This is a genomic window from Devosia sp. 919, from assembly GCF_013185965.1.
Lineage (GTDB): Bacteria > Pseudomonadota > Alphaproteobacteria > Rhizobiales > Devosiaceae > Devosia.
Map to the genome: position 1 here is coordinate 2,190,733 of NZ_JABAOL010000001.1, position 19,462 is coordinate 2,210,194.

General features: G+C 61.5%; 21 protein-coding genes. 12 read left to right on the forward strand and 9 right to left on the reverse strand.

The genetic code is table 11. From position 1 onward, the window contains the following. Window positions 1-6 precede the first annotated feature (6 nt). From HRQ64_RS10775 to HRQ64_RS10785, 3 genes are all read right to left on the reverse strand, one after another. Window positions 7-1,077 (reverse strand): M42 family metallopeptidase, encoded by a 1,071-nt coding sequence (locus tag HRQ64_RS10775; RefSeq protein ID WP_172123280.1) that lies wholly within the window; start codon window positions 1,075-1,077, stop codon window positions 7-9. An 86-nt stretch (window positions 1,078-1,163) separates the two neighbouring features. After that, on the reverse strand, window positions 1,164-1,463 hold the full coding sequence (locus HRQ64_RS10780; protein WP_172123281.1) for a response regulator: 300 nt from the start codon (window positions 1,461-1,463) through the stop codon (window positions 1,164-1,166). Then, window positions 1,447-2,172 carry an FCD domain-containing protein gene (locus HRQ64_RS10785; RefSeq protein ID WP_248308204.1) on the reverse strand — a complete coding sequence of 242 codons (726 nt, stop codon included), beginning with the start codon at window positions 2,170-2,172 and terminating at the stop codon, window positions 1,447-1,449. Before HRQ64_RS10785 ends, HRQ64_RS10780 begins: the two co-directional genes overlap by 17 nt. A 130-nt stretch (window positions 2,173-2,302) precedes the next feature. Between HRQ64_RS10785 and HRQ64_RS10790 the strand changes: the two genes are divergently transcribed. Both HRQ64_RS10790 and HRQ64_RS10795 read left to right on the forward strand, forming a co-directional pair. Next, the gene (locus tag HRQ64_RS10790) at window positions 2,303-2,800 is read left to right on the forward strand and encodes an RpiB/LacA/LacB family sugar-phosphate isomerase (RefSeq protein WP_172123282.1); all 498 of its coding nucleotides are present in this window, start codon (window positions 2,303-2,305) and stop codon (window positions 2,798-2,800) included. Window positions 2,801-2,825: 25 nt separating this feature from the next. Beyond that, entirely contained in the window at window positions 2,826-3,602 is a 777-nt protein-coding gene (locus HRQ64_RS10795; protein ID WP_172123283.1) for an RraA family protein, read from the forward strand. A gap of 117 nt (window positions 3,603-3,719) precedes the next feature. Here HRQ64_RS10795 and HRQ64_RS10800 read toward each other — a convergent pair whose 3' ends face one another. Genes HRQ64_RS10800 through HRQ64_RS10810 form a run of 3 tightly spaced genes read right to left on the reverse strand, consistent with a single transcriptional unit; the run spans window position 3,720 to window position 7,509 of the window. Further along, window positions 3,720-5,477: a DUF4038 domain-containing protein gene (locus HRQ64_RS10800; RefSeq protein WP_172123284.1), complete on the reverse strand. Its 1,758-nt coding sequence runs from the start codon at window positions 5,475-5,477 to the stop codon at window positions 3,720-3,722. A gap of 20 nt (window positions 5,478-5,497) precedes the next feature. Further along, entirely contained in the window at window positions 5,498-6,286 is a 789-nt protein-coding gene (locus HRQ64_RS10805) for an enoyl-CoA hydratase (RefSeq protein WP_172123285.1), read from the reverse strand. After that, complete coding sequence (locus HRQ64_RS10810; protein WP_172123286.1) at window positions 6,283-7,509, reverse strand: CoA transferase; 1,227 nt, start codon at window positions 7,507-7,509, stop codon at window positions 6,283-6,285. Before HRQ64_RS10810 ends, HRQ64_RS10805 begins: the two co-directional genes overlap by 4 nt. A 144-nt stretch (window positions 7,510-7,653) precedes the next feature. Here HRQ64_RS10810 and HRQ64_RS10815 point away from each other — a divergent pair, with 144 nt between their 5' ends. The 10 genes from HRQ64_RS10815 (at window position 7,654) to HRQ64_RS10860 (ending at window position 17,110) form a co-directional block, all read left to right on the forward strand. Next, entirely contained in the window at window positions 7,654-8,349 is a 696-nt protein-coding gene (locus HRQ64_RS10815) for a GntR family transcriptional regulator (RefSeq protein ID WP_127753016.1), read from the forward strand. 206 nt (window positions 8,350-8,555) lie between these two features. After that, entirely contained in the window at window positions 8,556-9,332 is a 777-nt protein-coding gene (locus HRQ64_RS10820) for an RraA family protein (protein ID WP_172123287.1), read from the forward strand. Between the two features lie 53 nt (window positions 9,333-9,385). Then, the gene (locus HRQ64_RS10825) at window positions 9,386-10,291 is read left to right on the forward strand and encodes an amidohydrolase family protein (RefSeq protein ID WP_172123288.1); all 906 of its coding nucleotides are present in this window, start codon (window positions 9,386-9,388) and stop codon (window positions 10,289-10,291) included. Between the two features lie 2 nt (window positions 10,292-10,293). Then, window positions 10,294-11,196, forward strand: coding sequence for an NAD(P)-dependent oxidoreductase (locus HRQ64_RS10830; RefSeq protein WP_172123289.1), 903 nt, complete (start codon window positions 10,294-10,296; stop codon window positions 11,194-11,196). A 4-nt stretch (window positions 11,197-11,200) separates the two neighbouring features. Then, on the forward strand, window positions 11,201-11,497 hold the full coding sequence (locus tag HRQ64_RS10835; protein ID WP_164854799.1) for a YciI family protein: 297 nt from the start codon (window positions 11,201-11,203) through the stop codon (window positions 11,495-11,497). Window positions 11,498-11,810: 313 nt separating this feature from the next. Beyond that, window positions 11,811-13,154 (forward strand): extracellular solute-binding protein, encoded by a 1,344-nt coding sequence (locus tag HRQ64_RS10840; RefSeq protein WP_172123290.1) that lies wholly within the window; start codon window positions 11,811-11,813, stop codon window positions 13,152-13,154. Window positions 13,155-13,275: 121 nt separating this feature from the next. Next, entirely contained in the window at window positions 13,276-14,253 is a 978-nt protein-coding gene (locus HRQ64_RS10845) for a sugar ABC transporter permease (RefSeq protein ID WP_248306964.1), read from the forward strand. Further along, window positions 14,240-15,136, forward strand: coding sequence for a carbohydrate ABC transporter permease (locus HRQ64_RS10850; RefSeq protein ID WP_172123291.1), 897 nt, complete (start codon window positions 14,240-14,242; stop codon window positions 15,134-15,136). Before HRQ64_RS10845 ends, HRQ64_RS10850 begins: the two co-directional genes overlap by 14 nt. Before the next feature lie 17 nt (window positions 15,137-15,153). After that, window positions 15,154-16,329, forward strand: a complete 1,176-nt coding sequence (gene ugpC, locus HRQ64_RS10855; protein WP_172123292.1) for a sn-glycerol-3-phosphate ABC transporter ATP-binding protein UgpC — start codon at window positions 15,154-15,156, stop codon at window positions 16,327-16,329. Window positions 16,330-16,384: 55 nt separating this feature from the next. Then, the gene (locus tag HRQ64_RS10860; RefSeq protein WP_164854802.1) at window positions 16,385-17,110 is read left to right on the forward strand and encodes an RraA family protein; all 726 of its coding nucleotides are present in this window, start codon (window positions 16,385-16,387) and stop codon (window positions 17,108-17,110) included. Window positions 17,111-17,773: 663 nt separating this feature from the next. Here the strand turns inward: HRQ64_RS10860 and HRQ64_RS10865 are convergent. From HRQ64_RS10865 to rnk, 3 genes are all read right to left on the reverse strand, one after another. Further along, window positions 17,774-18,166, reverse strand: a complete 393-nt coding sequence (locus HRQ64_RS10865; protein ID WP_127753025.1) for a GreA/GreB family elongation factor — start codon at window positions 18,164-18,166, stop codon at window positions 17,774-17,776. A gap of 44 nt (window positions 18,167-18,210) precedes the next feature. Next, a complete protein-coding gene (locus tag HRQ64_RS10870) occupies window positions 18,211-18,762 on the reverse strand; it encodes a nucleoside-diphosphate kinase (protein ID WP_172123293.1) in 552 nt (183 codons plus the stop codon). A 124-nt stretch (window positions 18,763-18,886) separates the two neighbouring features. Continuing rightward, window positions 18,887-19,300: a nucleoside diphosphate kinase regulator gene (gene rnk, locus HRQ64_RS10875; RefSeq protein ID WP_172123294.1), complete on the reverse strand. Its 414-nt coding sequence runs from the start codon at window positions 19,298-19,300 to the stop codon at window positions 18,887-18,889. Window positions 19,301-19,462 lie beyond the last annotated feature (162 nt).

A 19,462-nucleotide genomic window follows, 5' to 3' on the forward strand; every position in this document is an offset into this window, starting at 1 on the left:
CCCCGTTTAGCGCGGGGTGAAGTCAGTTTCCGGCGTGACCATCCGGCAATAAGCGGCAACCAAGCGCGCGCAATGCTCGACATCGGTGAGGCTGACCACCTCGCCCGGCGTATGCATGTAGCGCAATGGCACGCCGAGCAGGCCCGTGGCCATGCCGGCCTGGTTGAGCTGCAAGGCGTTGGCGTCGGTCGGGGTGGCGCCCGGCGCGACCTGCACCTGGTAGGGAATAGCTTCCCGTTCGGCGGCCTGCGTCACCAGGTCGAACAGGACGCGATTGGTGTTGGCGCCGAGGGACACCGTTGGGCCCTTGCCCAGCTCGAGTTGCCCGTGCTGGGACGGGCTCACCCCAGGGTAGTCGATGGCATGTTCCATATCCACGGCAATCCCGCTTTGCGCCCCAATGGCGAAGGCGGCGGTGCGAGCGCCGCGCGAACCGATCTCCTCTTGCACGGTGCCCACCGCATAAACGCCGACCTCGGGGTGGAGGCCACCGTTCTCCGCCAGCAGCCGGAGGGCTTCAGCCACGATAAACAGGCCCGCCTTGTTGTCAAAAGCGCGGCCGACCGCCCGATCGCCCAGCAATGGCTGAAACTCCTGCTGGTAGGTGACCACGTCGCCAAGCGCGACCACCGCTTGCGCCTCGGCCCGCGAGCCGGCGCCGATGTCGATCCAGAGCTCCTTGAGCTTGGGCTTTTCCTTGAGCTCGTCCGGATCCATCAGGTGAATGGCCTTGCGACCAACAACGCCGGCAACGCGTCCGTTGCGACCATGGACCCACATCGTCTGGCCAACCGGGATGACGCTGTCATGCCCGCCGATGGCGCTGAAATACAGCAGCCCCTCCTCGCCGATATAGTGGAGGATGAAGCCGATCTCGTCCATGTGGCCGGCCAGCATGATCTTGGTGGATGCGGCCGGGTTGAGGGCGGCAATGACGTTGCCATGCAGGTCAACGGACACCGCGTCCGCAAGCGGCTCGACATAGCTGCGGTAGCGCTGGGCAACGCGCTGCTCATAACCGCTCGGGGAAGGCGTTTGCACCAGATCGCGTAAAAACTGGAGGGACTGATCCCGCATGGCTTGGTTTCCAACAAAGGGTGAGGTCGCGCCCCGGCACCGGCTGGGCGCGATAGAACGGCTGGCTGTCGGTCACGCCCATCGGATCAGTGCGGGACCAGTTCGTGTATGGTCGATACGAGCTTGGTGCCTGGCACCGGCTTGGCGAGATATTTCGCCATAAACGGCAATTCACCCGGCAGTGGCCGGCGAACCGCCGACACGACGATGATGTTGATATGGGGCCAGATGCAGCCGACATGGTTGGCCAGAACAATCCCACTGCGGGTGCCTGGCATGTTGATGTCGGTGATCAGTCCGATCACTTTGGACGCGTCCGCTTCGAGCAGGGCCAAAGCTTCGGCGGTGTTGGCGGCCTCCCCGGCGGCATCAACGAGCGGCGGCACGGCGCTGGAATTCGGAACCGATTTCGAAATGGTGCATCAGCAAGCGATCAGCGCCGTCGGCATCTCGGGCAACCACTGCCGCGAGCAGTTCGCGATGATGCTCGATCAGATAGACCTCGATGCCGGCCTGGTCGGTGATGCGGGCGCGACGCTGAAAATGGGAGCGGCGCAGCAGCAGCGCAATTGCGGCATGAAGGCTGGCAAGTGTTGGGGAATGGGCCGCCGCGATCAAAGCGGCATGGAAGGCAAAGTCAGCTTCGCCACCAATAAGGGGATCATCAACGGTTTCCTCGATCCGCTGCAAGGCCTGCCGAAGGGCCTGCAGGTCGGCGGGAGTGGCGCGTGAACAGGCCAGGCGAATGGCTTGTCGTTCGATGGCAATACGCGCCTCCATGACATCCTCGACCACCTCTGCCTGCTGCACCAGCATCATGGTGAAGAGGTCACCCAGTTCGGCAAAGCCGGGCTGCCGCACCACGCTACCCGATCCATGGCGGATTTCGATCACACCGATGGCTGCAAGCCCCCGCAGCACTTCACGGATCACGGGACGGCTGACGCCAAGGCGGGTCGCGAGTTCTCGCTCCGGCAGCAGGCGATCGCCAGTCTTGAGCTGACCCGACAAAAGCTGGTCACGCACAAAGGCGAAGACCTTCTCGTAGCCCTTGGCCTCGGGTTCGTCCTGCCGCGTCAGCGCTGCGTCCATCATCTGCCCCCAAGCTTTTCAAGCGAATGGCCGCCGGTATACGTGGTGTCAAGGCACGCTTGTCCGCCGGCAGTCTTCGTGCCAAATTGGTAATACCATGGCCAGATCACTTGGGAACAGAGGAGAGACCCAGATGAGCGAAACTCTGGCCGCGAGCGGCCCGGCAATTCGGCGCCGCAAAGCCATTGCTCTAGCCGCGGATCATGCAGGTTTTCCCATGAAGGGATTTATTCGCGAGTTGCTGGCGCAACACTGCGACGAGGTAATCGCGCTTGGCGCCACTTCCGAAGAGCCGGTGGATTTTCCTGATGTGACCCGTGAGGCCGTGGGTCTCATTCAATCGGGCAAGGTGGAGCGCGCGGTTCTGGTTTGCGGAACAGGGGCGGGGGCCTGCATCGCCGCCAACAAGATGGCGAGCATCCGCGCAGCGGTCGCCCATGACACTTACGTGGCTCGCCAATGCGTGGAGCATGACGACGTCAATGTGCTGTGCATCGGCGCCTGGATCGTGGGTCCACAGATTGCAGCCGAGGTCACGCGTGCCTTCCTGGCGGCGCAATTCAGCACCGAACCGCAATTCCGCCGCCGGGTAGAAAAGCTCGCCGAAATGGACCGGGCACGCGGCGCCTGATCGTTGATTTGAAAGGGAGGATTGGATGGACGCCAACAAGCGCAGGGAAGTTCTGGATACCGTCGCCAAGCTCAGGGTGACCGATATTCGCGATGGCATGGATTGGGTGGGTTTGCATCATGTGGGCACGGTCGATCCCGAGATCCGGCCACTCTACCGAACCAAAGCGGCCGGGTTCGCGCAGACCTACAAGCATATACCCACTCAGATCCGGGTGCCGGAACTGTCACCGGCCGATTACACCAAATGGGCTTATGAATATTGGTACAGTCAGCTCTGGAACATGGGAGATTTCCGCGAGCAGGTCGGCGAAGGCGACTTCCTGGTGATTGACACGCTGGGGCAAAAGACGCCGGCCATCGGCTCGATGGATTCGATGGTCTGGGCTGCGCGCGGGGTCAAGGGCGTGCTGACCAATGGTGGCGCACGAGACACGGACGAGCAGCTGTACCAAAAGGCCATGCCGTGTTGGCACCGCTGGGTGGTGCAGCCCATGTATCAGGGGCGCGTTGAATTCGGTGAACCCAATTCGACAGTGGAGATCGGTGGCGCAACCGTCCGGCCAGGCGATCTGGTGGTGGCCGACGGCGACGGGGCCATTGTGGTGCCGCAGGACGTAATCGAGGACGTAATCTATTACGCCAAGCAGGAATCCGAGAATGATCGCTATGACCGGAGCATGCTGTTCGAGGCGCTTGGCATCGCGCCCGATGAATCAACGCAGTCCATGTTCCCAGATATGCCAGCCCATCCATACCGCAAGAACCGGGAGGACTTCATGAAGCGGCTGGGTCGCAAGTGAAGCCGAAGCAATGAGTTTGGAGGCGCCTGCGCGCGCCTCTTATCTTTGCCGTAAGACAAAAGAAAACGCCGAACCTTGCAGGGTTCGGCGCTTCTTCCTTGGGAGGAAGGATCGGCGCTAAACGCGCTCGAGCATCATGCCCCAATCGCTGCTGTCGGGGCGAGGGGGCAGGGGGAGGACAGAACTGCGGGGAACCTCGATGGTCTCGCCCGGTTCGCTCCATTGACCACTGCGCGGATCAAAAAAGCGCGGGCGGTAACGGTCACCGGCGGTGACGCCGCGGAGCTTTGCCTCGATCGGCGCGTCGGCCTCGAAATACAGCATGAACCAGGAGCGATCCTGGGTGCGGGCGCAATAGTTCCAGCCCTTGTAGGCAAATCCCGGCCCGGTCTTATTGGGCACGATCAGTTCGACATCGGGTTCGAGCTCCAGGTAGCGCTGGCCCAACACAGTGGCAAAGCTCTTGAGGTGTTGGACCTCCGCGGCCGAGTGCCATCCAAAGCTGTCCCACATCTTGTGGAGCGATTGCTCTTCAATGTCAGACTGCCAGATGCCTTCCGCGCCATAGATGAAGCCAGCCAACCCCCCGGATAGGAAGCTGCCATAAAGGCCCGATCGCACATAGATGCGGTCGTCTTCGCTGTCGGGCGGCACGCGCAAAGGGTAGGGCTGGCCCAACTGGTGCAGGCCGGCATAATAGGGCTCGCCATTGATGGCAGGCTTTCGCTCGGTTTCGAAAATTTCGGTGAGATACCAGTAGGTGTAGTGCTCGCGCACATTGCCCGACTGATGCAGATCGACCCAGCTGCCCGGTCCGAAATTGACCAGGGTAGAGGGATTAGGATTGGCGGTGAGCATATTGCCGAAGGGCGGCTTGCCATAGCGTTCAAGCGCCAGCTTGATGGGGATGTTGTAGTCTTCGGCCGGGATGGTCTGCTCGAAATAGTCGTAGTGGATCGGGCTAAGCAGGCTGATATTGGCGCCATAGCGGGCGATCAGATACTGCACGTACCGGCTATAGGATTCCGGCCAGTCGTAGAATTTCTGCCAGCACTGGCCGGCGTCTCGACGCGAGAACTCGATGAAGGGGACGATGCCTTGTTCATTGAGGTAGTCGATCTTGCGATCGAGTGCCTTGAAGTATTCCGGGTTGATCCGGTCCATGTCCGGAAAGATCTGCTCGAAACCGGGCACCTTGCCGGGAAACTCGAACGGGCGGCCCCCTTCATTGTGCATATCCTTGGCTGACTGCGTGCCGGGCTGCTTCCAGGCCGCGCGCACCCAAGTTCCATCAGGCATCTGCAGGCTGTTGGGTGCGCCGTCATTGGCCCAGGCGGGCTGCGCGGCGATCAGACCAACGCAGTTGAAACCCTGCGCCTTCCGGAAGGCAACATAGTCATTGAGGGTGGACTGGGGACCGAGCGGGCCGGGGGATGCTAGCCTGTCAGCGAATGGGAAGCGGAAGCTGGGCAGGGACCACCAGGTATCGCCGAGGAGAAAAAACGGCGTGCCATCGTTGTATTGCAAGCCTCGTCCATCTGGCGTGGCGGCGACCATGCCGCGGCGATTGGGGTTCTCCTCAAGCTCTTGAGAACTCCAAGCTTCGGCAACGAAGCTGCCGCTTCTGCCGGAAAGACCCGCATCCGCCGGGGTGCTGCCGCTGGTCCAGCGCCATTCGCCCGGCGCAGTGGCAAGCACGCGCACGACAAACTCGTTGCCACCATTCCAAAAACCATAAACTCTCCTGGCAAAACCGGGCCCTTCCAGATCAACCCACACCAGAACGTCGGCGTAGGGATTGGACAAGCTGCTGGCGGCCTGGAAGATGAGGTCCAGCTTGGCCCATACCTTTACGTGGCCTTGTGCAGTGGTCACGATTATTCCTCCCTCAGCCGTTAGCGGCCCAGCCATTCCGGCTTGGTTTTCTCCACAAAGGCTTCGACGCCCCGGCGGAAGTCCTCGCTGCCATAAATAAGCGAGATGAGATCGTCAGCTGGATCGATGTCGCGCGCGAGAATGCGTCCAAAAGCGGCCTTGCTGACGCGCAGGGTCAAAGGCGCGTTTTCAAGCAGGCGGGCCACTACCTCATCGGCAACGGCTTCCAGTGCCTCGGGCTCGGCCAGGCGCGCCAGGAACCCGCTGGCAAAGGCTTCTTCGGCGTCGATGAACTCGGCCAAGAGCAGCATGCGCTTTGCCCGGGCCTCGCCAAAGCCATTCAGCACGCGTGCATAGGTCTGCATGGAGACACAGTTGCCGATGGTGCGGGCGATAGGGCTGCCGAATTTCGCGCGGCGGCTGGCGACGCGGATGTCACAGCAGGCCGCGAGATTGAGACCGCCACCCGCAGCCCAACCATCCACAATGGCCACAGTGGGTATCGGCACGGCAAGAAGCCGTTCGAAATAGCTGTTCATCTTGGCTTCGTAGGCGATCCCGTCCTGCCCACCGGTGAAGTCGCGGAACTGGGCGATGTCCGACCCGGCAACGAAGGCCTTGCCCCCGGCGCCGCGCAAAGTAACGACACGCAAATTAGGGTCAGCGCTGACCTCGGCCAAAACAGCGTCCAGTTCTTCCCACATCGACCAGGTAAAGGCATTGTGGGCAGCTGGCCGGTCAAAGAGGATGCGGGCAATAGCGCCCTCTCGGTCCAGCCGGACTTGCCCAAGGTTATTGTCCTGGCTCATGCGGACGTTCCGCCGGCCGGTTGGGGATCAAGCAGGCCCAACTCAGCAAGGATCTCGTCGTTGTGCTGGCCGAGCAAGGGGGGAGGGCGCCTGACACTGGCGGGCGTATCTGAAAGCTTGGCGGGAAAGCCCAGGGCTTTGAAGCTGCCCTCCACCGGGTGATCGATTTCAATCACGGCCTTGCGGTGGTGCACATGTTCATTGTCAAGGGCGACGCTGTAATCGTAGATCGGACCGGCGGGAACGCCAGCGGCAAGAAACATATCCACCCATTCGCTCGCTGTGCGGGTGCGGAAGGTCGGCCGCAGTTCGTCGGCCAGTTCGCTGCGCAGTTTCACGCGGTCGACCGCGCCAGCATAGCGCGGGTCACTCTTGAGTTCGGGGCGGCCGATGACGTCGCAAAAGATCAACCACAGCTTCTGATTGGCTGCGCCCACCACGAAGTTGTTGTCGGAGGCGGCAAAGGCTTGGTAGGGGGCGCTCATGCGGTTCGCGGTCCCTAGCGGGCCGGGCGATTTACCGGTCGCCCAGTATTCGGTGCTTTCCCAGACTGAGAGCGACAGCGCCGCGTCCAGCAATGAGCTATCGACATATTGCCCGCGGCCAGTGCGTTCGCGGCCGATCACAGCCGACAGGATGCCATAACAGGCGAACATGCCAGCGCCAAGATCGCCCACGGGAATACCCGACTTGACTGGCTCCGCTCCCGGGATGCCGGTCGCGCTGATGATGCCGCCCATGGCCTGGGCGATCAGATCAAAGCCCGGCCGTTGCGACCAGGGACCGGTCTGGCCAAAGCCCGAGATACTGGCATAGATCAGGCGGGGATTGATGCGTGAAAGGGTGTCGTAATCCGCCCCAAGCTTTTTGGTGACGCCCGGACGGCTGTTCTCGACCAGAATGTCGGCGGTTTCCACCAGCCGGTGCAGCACTTGCTGTCCGTGCTCGGTTTTCAGATCAAGGGTTATGCTGCGTTTGTTGCGGTTGAGGGCAAGAAAGCCGGGGCTGTCTTCCCCTTTCATGCGAAAGCCCATGGACTTGCGGGTTTGGTCCCCCACGCCGGGCGGTTCCACCTTGATCACATCGGCACCCATGTCGCCCAGCAGCATGCAGCAAAACGGGCCCGCCATAACCTGGCTCAGATCAAGTACGCGCAGGCCGGTTAGTGGCGGCAGATGTGCGGAAGCCTCGCTGGGCTGCACCGGTTCGGCACCTTGCGACATAAGTTCCTCCCTCCACGGGGCAAGACGATGCAGCGAGCCTGATCGCCGGCCTCCTAATCTTGCATACAAGACTGCCGTTTTGTGGAAATCAAGGGGGCAGGTGCCCGATGTTGCTTTTTTCCATGGATTTGCATACGAGCAAGCATGGACAAAGATGCTGATTTCGCTGAGTTACCGGAGCTTGCCACCGACGGCGGCAGTCGCCGCAAGGGGCATTTGCATACAGAAGCGGCAGCCCGGCTCAGGAGCATGATCCTATCCGGCGAGTTGCCGCCAGGAGCGCGCCTACGCGAGCTCCAACTCTGCGAGCAGCTTGGCGTATCCCGCACCCCGGTACGGGAGGCATTGCGCACCCTTGCTGCAGAGGGTCTCGTGGATCTGCTGCCCAATCGAAGCGTATTGGTGTCGCAGTTGCACGCGCCTGATCTGGAGCACCTGTTTGTGGTGTTCGGCGCAGTGGAAGGGTTGGCAGCAGAACTGGCTTGCCAGCGGATCACCGAGGGGGAAATCGCCGAGATCGGCCGCCTGTTGGCCGAGATGGTGGACTATCACACCCGCAAGGAGCGTGCGCCCTATATGCGGATCAACCAGGAAATCCACCGGAGAACCGTCGAGATCGCAGCCAATCCCGTGCTGTATTCGGTGTGGCAGTCCCTTGTGCCCCGAGTGGAACGAGCTCGGGCGCTTGCCAATCTAGACACTGGGCGATGGACCGGTGCGCTGTTCGAACACACCAAGATGTTCACGGTCCTCGCGGCGCGGGACGGTAAACAGCTCAACCAGCTTACTCGTGAGCACTTCGTGAACAGCTTGCCCTTCCTGCAGCGCTCCGGCGACTAAAGCGCATCTTTTCTGTATTGGTGCTCGTGCACGAGAGTTCGCCGATCAGGTGAGCCTATGCTGGTTTTTGTCGGCAAACAAAAAGTCAAAGTGAGCCGTTGACTCACTCGACTCTTGCATACAAGAATAACGGTGGCTGGGGAGGAGCCCTGCCAAATCACACCAATTTGTGGCGGCGCAGCAGCCTGCGCCAGCAAGGATTTGTCATGTCGAGCTATGAGCCAAAGGACACCCAGGGCAACGCCGTGGATCCCTACCATGTCCGCCGCTATTTCGAGCCGCTCCGCGTGGTCGATGTCGTCGATGCAATGGATGGCTTGGGCTATTTCAACATCGGCTTGGTGTCGCAGGAAATCCGGCCGCTCTGGCTGGGCATGAAGTTCTGGGGTCCTGCTGTTACGCAGCGCTGCGTGCCAGCAAACAAGCCAATGTGGCCATTGCAAACAACCGAGGAAATCGTTGGTGCCCATGGGCTCTGGTTCAACCGCTATGGCCACAATGGGCGGGGTCTCGCCGATCTCCTCGAGCCCGGATGCGTGGTGGTGACGGACGTCGGCAGCTCCAACGAAGTAGGCTTTTTTGGCTCAGAGAACGTCCTGGCCCTGCAGGCCGGCGGCGCCGTGGGAATTGTCACTAATGGCCACTGCCGGGACACCGGTGAAGTCACCATGCAAAAAACGCCAATGGTCTGCCGAGAGCGCGGGCGCACCATCATACCCGGTCGCATCGAAGTGGTGGAACTCAACACGCCCGTCGGCATCGGTGGCGCTCAGGTTCGTCCGGGCGACATTGTTGGTTGCGACGATGACGGGCTGGTGGTGGTGCCCATCGAGATCGCCAAGCAGGTGGCACTGCATGCCAAAGCGGTGCTGCTGGCCGACATGAATGCGCGCCGCCGGCGCTATGATGTCCTTGGGCGTGCCCATGACGAGACTGTTGATACCGACGCGATCGAGCACTTCTACGCCGAGCTTGGCGCCTGAGGCGAAGGGAAGGGGTCGGCGCGACCGGTCCCTTTTGTATCGGGGAGGACACCGTGCGGATTCTCGACGCGCACCAGCATTTCTGGGATCTGGATGCCAACTATCTTCCGTGGCTGGCCGACAAACCCGTGAGTTTCCGCTACGGCAATTACGATGCCCTGAAGCGCAACTACATGCCCCCCGACTATCGGCGCGATGCCGAAGGCTATGAGCTTGCCGGCAGCGTGTTCATCGAGACTGAGTGGAACCCCGAGGATCCCATGGGGGAAGTGGCCTGGGTTGACAATCTACGAGCACGAGAAGCCCTCCCTAGCGTCATGGTCGCGCAGGCCTGGCTCGACCGCGAGGATGCAGAGCAGGTGCTGGGGGCCTTAGGGCAGGTTCCATTTGCGCGGGGGATCAGACACAAGCCCAAAGCAGCCACGCGGCCCGATGAGGTGGTGGCAGGGGCGCCCGGTTCCATGGGGGATGCGGCGTTCCGCCGAGGCTTTGCCATGCTGGCACCCAACGGGCTGAGCTTCGACCTGCAAACGCCGTGGTGGCACCTGCCAGAAGCTGCCGAATTGGCGCGGGCTTTCCCGCAAACGCAGATCATCATCAATCATACCGGACTGCCATCGGATCGAAGCGACAGCGGGCTTAACGGGTGGCGCGCCGCCATGCGAGAGGCAGCGGGGTGCCCCAATATCGCAGTCAAGATTTCGGGTCTCGGTCAGAAGGAGCAGCCCTGGACGGTGGAGGCCAATCGTCCGATCATTCGCGAGACGATCGAGATTTTTGGCGTGGAGCGCTGCATGTTCGCCTCCAATTTCCCCGTCGACAGCCTCGTCGCCAGCTTTGCCACGATCTTTGATGGCTTCCGCCAAAGCGTTGCGGACCTGCCTGCCGCCGATCACGAGGCGCTGTTTTGCGGTAATGCGGCCCGCTTCTATCGCATCGATTTATCCGAAGGGAATTGAGCATGTCGGACAATACCAAGAAGATGCGCCTGGGGCTGGTTGGGCTAGGCATCATGGGCGCGCCGATCGCGCAACGGCTGCGCGATCAAGGCTATGAGCTCACGGTATGGAACCTTGAGCCAGATTATTACGACCGGGTGAAGGATAGCGGCGCTCAGTGGGCGCAATCACCGGCCGAGGTGTGGCGGGCCTCCGACGCTGTTCTGGTCTGCGTTCTAGGCGACGATGCCATTGAAAGTGTTTGCTTCGGGGAGGACGGCTTTGCCAAGGCTGGCGCTGGGGCCAGCGTTCTCATCGACCTTTCCACCACCTCTCCAGACGCAACCCTGGAACTGGGCCAGCGGCTCAGGAAGGAGGTCGGGGCCGAGTGGCTAGATGCGCCCGTCTCCGGCGGGCCAAAGCCCGCCCGGGACGGGGAGCTTACCGTCATGGTTGGAGGGAACGAGGAGGCATTCCACCAAGCCGAGGCCCTGCTACGGGTAATGGGTCAGAACGTGACCTATATGGGCCAGCTCGGTTCGGGCCAAAAGACCAAGATCCTCAACCAGGCAATTGTCGGTGCCAACTATATCCTCATGGCCGAAGTTCTCGCCGCCTGCCGGGCGGCCGGGATCGATCCGGACTTGTTGCCGGTATGTCTTAAGGGTGGGCTCGCCGACAGTGCGATTTTGCAGCGCATTTACACCCAGATGAGCGCCGAGGATTTCGATCCGCCGCGCAGCTATGCCCGTCAGGTCGACAAGGACCTGAAATCCGTTGCCCACTATGTGGATGAGCTGGGGCTCGAACTGCCTTTGATCCAGGTCGCTGTTAGCCAGTACCGGAGATATGTGGAGGCCGGCAACGAGATGGAGGATGGCGCCTCGGTTTCGCGTCTCTACCAGGACGCTGATCGCAAGGAATAGGTCCGTGCTGTTCATTGTAAGCGGGCGAGACAAACCCGGGGGGATTGAAGGCCGGCTTGAATTCCGGTCCGAGCACCGTGCCTACTACGCGGCGCTCGGGGATGATCTGGTGCTCGCCGGTCCGTACCTGGACCCTGCGGGCGAGCCCATCGGCAGCATGATCGTAATGCGGGCCGCAGATCAGGAAACGGCTGAGCGGTTCGCCCGTGCCGATCCGTACTGGACACAAGGTGTGTTCGAAACGCTCGATATTTCTAGATGGGATTGGTTCATGAAGCGGCCGGACGACCTCGTCTCATGAGCTTGGATTGCATACAAAAGCCGGTTGCTGGCTCGTAAGTGTTCTCTAAGAGACAGTTACGAGTCCCACTAGCTTTTTGCACGGGAAGGTGCCGCCAGCTCAGTGCTGGATAAGAATCTCCGCCGTCGATGCAGGGTATAAAATTATGATCTTATAGACGTTGACACCTCGGTTTCTTGCATACAAGAATGCTCAGGTGTTGAGGATAAAGCGGTTCTGAAGAGGAGAGCTTTATCGCCACAGAAAGCGCAAGCGGGCTCACGATGCCGCGCGCTTGGCTTGTGGGCACAACTGAATGCAAAGGGAGGAACTTATGCCGAAGACGCTTTTGACTAAGACGGTCCGGCCGCTGATTGCGACCTCGCTGCTGGCTCTGGCCTTGGCGGCAGTGCCCACCGGCGCCGGTGCGCAAGACAGCGGCTTAACGGGCGACATCCGCTTCAGCTGGTGGGGTGGCCAGGTTCGTAACGACAAGACCGACCGGATCATCCAGCTGTTCGAGCAAAAGAACCCGGGCGTCAGCATAACCCGCGAAAACGCGGACTTTGCCCCCTATTGGGAACGCCTGACCATCCAGTCGACCGGCAACAACCAACCTTGCGCGATCACCATGCAATCCCGCTGGCTGGCGACCTATGCCCGTCCGGACATCCTGCTGCCGCTAGACGAGATGGTCGCTGATGGTACGCTCAACGTCGAGGGTATACCTGAGGCGGTGATGAATGCGGCCCGCGGCGCGGACGGCAATCTATATATGATCCCGCACGGGGTGTTCTATTTCGCCCTCATGTACAACGAGCAGATGCTCGAAAATGCAGTCGCGGCCGGCGTGGAGCCACTCGAGTGGCCCTATACTTGGACGCAATATGCCGACCATCTGCGCGCCGTCCAGCCAACCCTGCCGGAAGGCGCAGTTGCGACCCATAATATGGGGCGTGAGCCCGACGCCTTTGTTCCTTGGGTGCAATCGCACGGCGAAAAGGTGTTCGACGGCTCCAAGGTCGCGTTCTCTCGCGATTTGGCGATGGAGTGGTTTGAATACTGGGAAACCCTGCGCAACGAAGGGGTGACCGAGTCACCTGAGGGCATGATCAGCGAGAACAGCGCTCTCGTTGAGGAATCGAACCTCGCCAATGGCCGTGGCTACGCCACCAATCGTCCACCCAACCAACTCGGTTCGGTGCAGACGGTGACCAACACGGTCAACCCTGGCGCTACCATCAACACCCGGCCATATCCAGTTGGCGAGGATGGGACAGTAGGCATGGATCTGGGCTCCAACGGCATCGCCATTGGCGCCAGTTGCGCCGCTGAGAATATTCCGGCGACCGCGGCATGGATCAATTTCTGGACCCAGGATCCGGAAGCGGCGGGCATCTATGAATCCGATAATGGCGTAGTGGCCATTCCCGAACTCGCCGCTGCCCAGGCGCAGGACCCCGACACTCAGCCCACCCAGGTCCGCCATATCGAGCTCTATAACCAGGTGGTGGATACGGCCAAGCCCGTGTTCTGGCCAGCCGGCGGCTACCAGGCGATGACCGATGTGCTCAACCGCACCTATGACGCGGTGGCTTTCGGTCAGCTCAGCGTGGAAGAGGGTGCTGACCAACTGATCGCCGAACTGCAGCAGCAGCTCGATCAGGCAGCACGCTGACCTAGACACTCGCGGTGCGGACCGCTGATCCGGTCCGCACCCAAGCGGTGGAACAAGCGCCGGATTAGGCTGTCCCCGGCATTGCTCCGGCGGCTTAGACCCTGACGGGAGGTGAGTTCACATGAGCATGTTGGATGCTGCAAACAATCCGGTTCTGCCCGTCGCGGAGGTTGGGCGCCCGGTGCGCACGATACCCCAGAACCGGACGGGCTCGGCGTTCAGGAAGGCGGAGAACCGAGCCGCCTACCTCTTCCTGGCGCCGTGGCTCGCTGGCATTATCCTCATTACTGCACTGCCGATGCTGGCTTCGCTTTATCTCAGCTTCACCAATTATGCGGTGATCGGGTGGCCGAGCTGGATTGGGCTGGAGAACTATGTTCGCCTGTTCACCTCGGACCGGCGCTTCGTCACCTCCATTTGGGTGACGCTGAAATATGTCGGCTTTTCCGTGCCGCTGGTGCTGCTGTTCTCGCTTACGGTCGCTGTATTCCTCAACCGGGGCTTGCGCGGTCTCGCCATCTACCGGTCGCTGTTTTACGTGCCCTCGCTAATCGGTGCGAGTGTCGGCATCGGCTTGCTGTGGAAGGAAGTCTTTGGCGAACGCGGCGTGGTCAATCACATGCTGGGATGGTTTGGCATTGCCGGTCGGGGCTGGATCAACAATCCCACCTTTGCGCTGCCATCCGTTATCGCGCTGAACGTCTGGACCTTCGGCGCCTCAATGGTGATTTTCCTGGCCGCGCTTCGGCAGATCCCGGACTCCTATTATGAAGCGGCCTCTATCGATGGCGCCAATGCCTGGCAAAGATTCCGCCGCATCACCTTGCCGCTGATCACGCCCGTGATCTTCTTTAATACCGTCCTGCTGCTGATCAACTCGTTCCAGTCCTTCACCCAGGCTTTCGTGGTCTCCAATGGTCGCGGCGGCCCGGTAGACTCGACGCTGCTCTACTCCCTCTATCTCTACCAGCAGGCCTTCCAGCAGCTGCAGATGGGCTACGCCTCGGCGATGGCCTGGATCCTGCTGATCGCCATCGGCATCGCGACCGCGCTGCTGTTCTGGTCCTCGCGCTTCTGGGTGTTCTATGGCGACCGCTAAAACCTATGATCCCGAACTGCTGCACCTGGAACGCCGGCGGCGCGCGAACTGGCGCCGCATCAAGGGGTTGGGACTGCACCTGGTGTTGATCGCGCTGCTCGGGATCATGCTTTATCCCGTGATCTGGATGGTGTTCAGCGCGCTTCGCCCGGAAGCCGAGATCTTTGGGGATATGGGCTTCATACCCACCAACTGGACGTTTGAGAACTTTGTCCGCGGTTGGAATTTATACGGCAATCTGACCTTCACGCAGTTCTACATCAACTCCTTCATCATCTGCGCGCTGGCGATTGTCGGCAATCTCCTGGCCTGTTCCATGGCTGCCTATGCGTTTGCCCGCCTGGAGTTCCGGGGCAAGTGGATCCTGTTTGGGATCATGCTCGGCACGATGATGCTGCCCATCCATGTGCAGCTCATTCCGCAATATATCTTCTTTCTCAACATCGGTTGGGTGAACACCATACTGCCGCTGATCGTGCCCAAGTTCCTGGCGCACGACGCCTTCTTCATCTTCCTGATGGTGCAGTTCATGCGTTCGCTGCCCAGCGAGCTGGAGCAGGCGGCGGTGGTTGATGGCGCCTCCTACTGGCAGCGCTACTGGCGCATCATCCTGCCGCTATCGATGCCGGCGCTGGCGACAACGGCGGTGTTCACCTTCATCAATACCTACAACGACTTTTTCAGCCAGCTGATCTACCTGACCGACACCGACCGCATGACAGTGCCCGTGGCGCTGCGGCTGTTCCTTGACCCCAGCAGTGGCTCATCCTCGTTTGGCGGGCTGTTCGCCATGGTGCTGGTGTCCATCGGTCCGGTTCTCGGCTTCTTCCTCGCTTCGCAGCGTCTGCTCACCAAGGGCATCGCTACCCAAGGCTTCAAGTGATCCGGTCGGAGTAAATCATGGCCAGCGTAACGCTTCAAAATCTGACCAAGACCTATGCCGGCGGCCAGCTGCGGGCGGTCAACGGTATTTCACTCGACATCGAGGATGGGGAGTTCCTCGTTCTGGTCGGCCCGTCAGGCTGCGGCAAGTCCACCGCACTGCGCATGATCGCGGGCCTCGAGGAAATCACCGATGGTGCAGTGTGGATTGGCGACGATTTCGTCAACGACACCCATCCCAAGGACCGCGACATTGCCATGGTCTTCCAGTCCTATGCGCTTTATCCGCATATGACGGTCTACGACAACATCGCCTTTCCGCTGCAGATCGCCAAGCTGCCCAAGGATGAAGTCGACCGGCGGGTGCAGGAAGCAGCGCGCATTCTGGAGCTTGAGAATTATCTCAAGCGCCGACCGGGCCAGCTTTCAGGCGGGCAGCGCCAGCGTGTAGCGATGGGACGAGCCATTGTGCGCCAGCCGGCCGTCTTTCTCATGGACGAGCCGCTGTCCAACCTCGACGCCAAGCTTCGGGTGCAGATGCGGGCCGAGATCGCCTCGCTGCAGCACAGGCTGGGCGTCACGACCGTTTACGTGACCCACGACCAGGTGGAAGCCATGACCATGGGCCACCGTGTGGCGCTGCTCAAGGACGGTGTGCTGCAGCAGGTGGACACGCCGAGCAACATCTACAACAAGCCCGCTAACACCTTCGTGGCCGCCTTTATCGGCTCGCCCACCATGAACCTTTACTGGGCGACGCTGGAAGGGCAGGGCGATGGTTTGGGCGTACGTCTGGGCAGCTATCTGATCCGGATGCCGGCGCAAAGCCTAGCTGAGCATCAGGGGCTGCGCCGCTATGCCGGCAAGCGGGTCGTCGTGGGCATCCGCCCCGAGGACATCGCCGAGGCCGGAGTGGATCAGACCGGCGCTGCCGATACAATCACCGCGGATGTGAGCCTCGTGGAAGCGCTTGGCTCGGACGTCATCGTCCATTTCGGCATCGATGCGCCGGCCGCCGATATCCGCAGCTCCGACAGTCTTGATGAGATCAAGGTGCAGGAGGGGAAATCGCGCTGCGTCGCCCGATTCCCGGCCAAATGCCAGGTGCGGCTGGGGCAAACCGTGACGGTCCGCCTCGACACCACCCGCATGCACTATTTCGACGGCGAGAGCGGGCTTTCCATTCTCGACTGAAACCGCCCGCGGCGTCCGAGCGCCGTAGGCAATCCCAGCAGCAAAGGAAACAATAATGGCTATCAGCTCCAGTACTCTCGAGATCCTTCGGAAGGTACGTACATCAGACGTCACTGACGCGCTCGACTCTATGGGTTATATGAACACCTATGAGATGGACCCGCGGCTGCGGCCGCTGTTTCCGGGCGTGTTCTTCGCTGGGATTGCCAGCACTGCCGAATTCAACATCATCAACCGCCACATCCCTGCGATGACCTATGAGGAATTTGACGACCGGCAATACAAGCGCCACGAGGATCGCTCCAGCCATCCAGAAGCGCTTTGGCCTGCGGGGCACAGCTTTGGGGCGCCCGACGAAGTGCACGTAATCGATACCAAGCAGTCGCGTTGCGGCTTGCTTGGCTCCAACAATCTGCTCGATGCCCGGGTGAAAGGGTCAGTGGGCTTCGTTATCGACGGCGCCTGCCGGGACACGGGCGAATGCATCATGCAGAAGGATCCCGTGTTCTGCTCGGTTCGCTCCATGCGGCACATGGCCGGGCGGCTGGAACTTTCTTCCATGGGCAAGCCCATCACCTGCGGCGGCGTTTATGTCCGCCCCGGCGACGGCGTGATCGCCGATGATGACGGCATTGTCGTGATCCCGCACGAAGACGGCGAGGAAGTCGCCAAGCGGGCGTGGAGAGTGCAGGACAAGGACCGTCGCATGCGCCGCGCCTTTTATGAAAAGTTGGGCATGCCCATGGACAAGACCGTGGCACTGGAAGAGCGCCCCTGGTAGTCGGCGCGGCAGGGCAGCAGGTCAGCGGGCGACTTCTTGGTGCCTGCTGCCAGCGGCTAAACCGTGCCGGTGCAGCTAAAGCCGCACCGGCCTTGGGCCCTGCGGGTATGGGGCAGACGGGCATCGCAGCAAGAACTGCGACATGGGGCGAAGTTCGCCTCGGTGCCGGTCGTCCGGCGGGAAATAGAAGGTGAAGCAAGCTTCGCCCCATGCTCTATCGGAGACTCTTCGGTGAGGACCGTCCGTGGCTAGACCCGTGCCAAACGCCAGAAGCCCTGAAGCTTCATTGGACCGGGGGATGAAATCGGTCCCGGATCATCCTCGTCCCGAAGGAGCTTGGGCGACCCCAAACTCATCCGATATTCCCGCACCGACCGTTCGTCGCGACCGCGCAGCTTGCCCGGGAACAAGGGGGATTGTGCCTGAGGTTTTCGGGGGCGGGGATAAGTTTGTGGGGGGAGGCGCCGCGGGGACTGGTGTTGGCCGCCCTCGTGGTTCGAGGCTACGCTACGCTACGCACCTCACCATGAGGGCTTCAGATAGATCTGGTCGGTTGCGGGACCTCGATGAGCCCTCATCCTGAGGTGCCGCGTAGCGGCCTCGAAGGGCGAGGGCGGCTATCACAGCCAAGGTACCCGGGGCGGGGTGCCGCCCCCGAGCGGGTTAGCCAGGATTGCTGACCGAATAAAGCCGGATTTCGTGTTGCTGGCCGGTGCGGTCGGTCCAGCGCATGGATTGGCCGGCGCGCAGGCCGATTAGGGCGGTGCCGAGGGGTGAGAAGATCGAGATGCGCTCGCGCCCTTCTTGGCGGGGATAGGAGAGCACACCGCTTTGCGGGGGCGCGCCGTTGAAGCTGACCACCACGCGCGAACCCATGCGCACCACATCGGGCGGGAGGCGCTTGTCGGCGACGAGCTTGGCGCGGCCGAGTTCGTAGAGCAGGTCGTCGGCCTGGTCGGGGCTGTGGCCGATGCCGCCCATGGCCAGAACCAGCAGATCGTGACGATCGGCTTCACCCACCATGATGGGGGGAAGATCGGATCCGAAAATACCCATGTCATCCTCCAGATGATTGAAGTGTGGTTGTGCCTCTTGGGCGATCAGGCGGCGCTCGGGCCGGGATCGTCGCCGCCGCCCAAGCCCGCAGGCACGAAGCGCGAGGACGGGCTGCGGGGGGCGAGCGGGGCGAGCGGGGAGGGTGTGGCCTCGTTGCGAGCGACGACCTGCAAGGGTGGCGAAGAGCGCCGGCGCTCGGGCTGGAACAGCACGGCTTCGATCACGAGATTTTCCACCGAGCCGTCGCGGCGACGGGCCTGCACCGTTTGCCCCGCCCTTGCACCCAAAAGGGCAAGGCCGCGTGGCACGGTCAGGAGCACGGTGAGGCCATAGACTTCTTCGCTGGGCCCCGCGACGAGGGAGCGATCCTGGGTGGGCGCACTGCCGACGCGAAAGCGCACCCGGCTATTGAGGGTGACCACATCGCCCGGGATATCGGCCGGGAACATGACCTGAGCGACGCCGAGCTTATGGCGGATGATTTCCGCCGCACCGGCAAAGGGTTCGCCGTATTCGTGCAAGAGGCTTTGCAGGAGGGCAAAGTCCTTGGCGGTCAAAATGATTTCGGGTTGGTCGGACGCGAGCTGGTCGGACATGAGAAACTCCAGAACAGGGGGGATTGGCAGCAGACGAGACCCCTGACCCGGAGGACGATGCCTAGCGGATCAGGGGAAAAGGTCTTGCTTGGGTGTGCCGTACCGCTGGGAAAGACGGGCGCATCTAGGCCTCCGCAGGTTCATCGACGGGCTGGATGACGGACATGACGGTGAGCACGTGCTTGCGTCCGTCGCGGGTTTCCCAGGTGATGGACTGACCGGTGCGCAAGCCGATAAGCGCCGCGCCCACGGGGGTCAGCACGGAAATGCGGCCCTGCGAGATATCGGCCTTGGCGGGGTAGACGAGGGTGACCTCGACAACCTCGTCCTGGTCGGTGCGGTACTGAACCGTGGAGCCCATGCGCACGATGTCCTTGGGCAGCTTGGCGTCGGGCACGACGCGGGCCCGCTCCATCTCCTCGAGGAGACGTTCGGCCGCAGCGCTTAGCGAGCCGCCGCCTGAAGCGGCGAGGGCCAGCAGTTGACGATGTTCGGTTTGGGCCACCGTGAGAGCAGGCCGTAGATTGTGGGTGCGCATGACGCTTCTCCGCGTAAATAGCAGCAAGCAGCGCCAGATCTGAAAAGACCCTGCGCAGCAAGCTATAACAATGACTTGTGGAAATCCCTATCCCTAAACCTTGCGACGAAGCGCCAGGCTTAGGGCAACTATCCTTCGACCGGAGTGGCCCGGCGAGCAAAC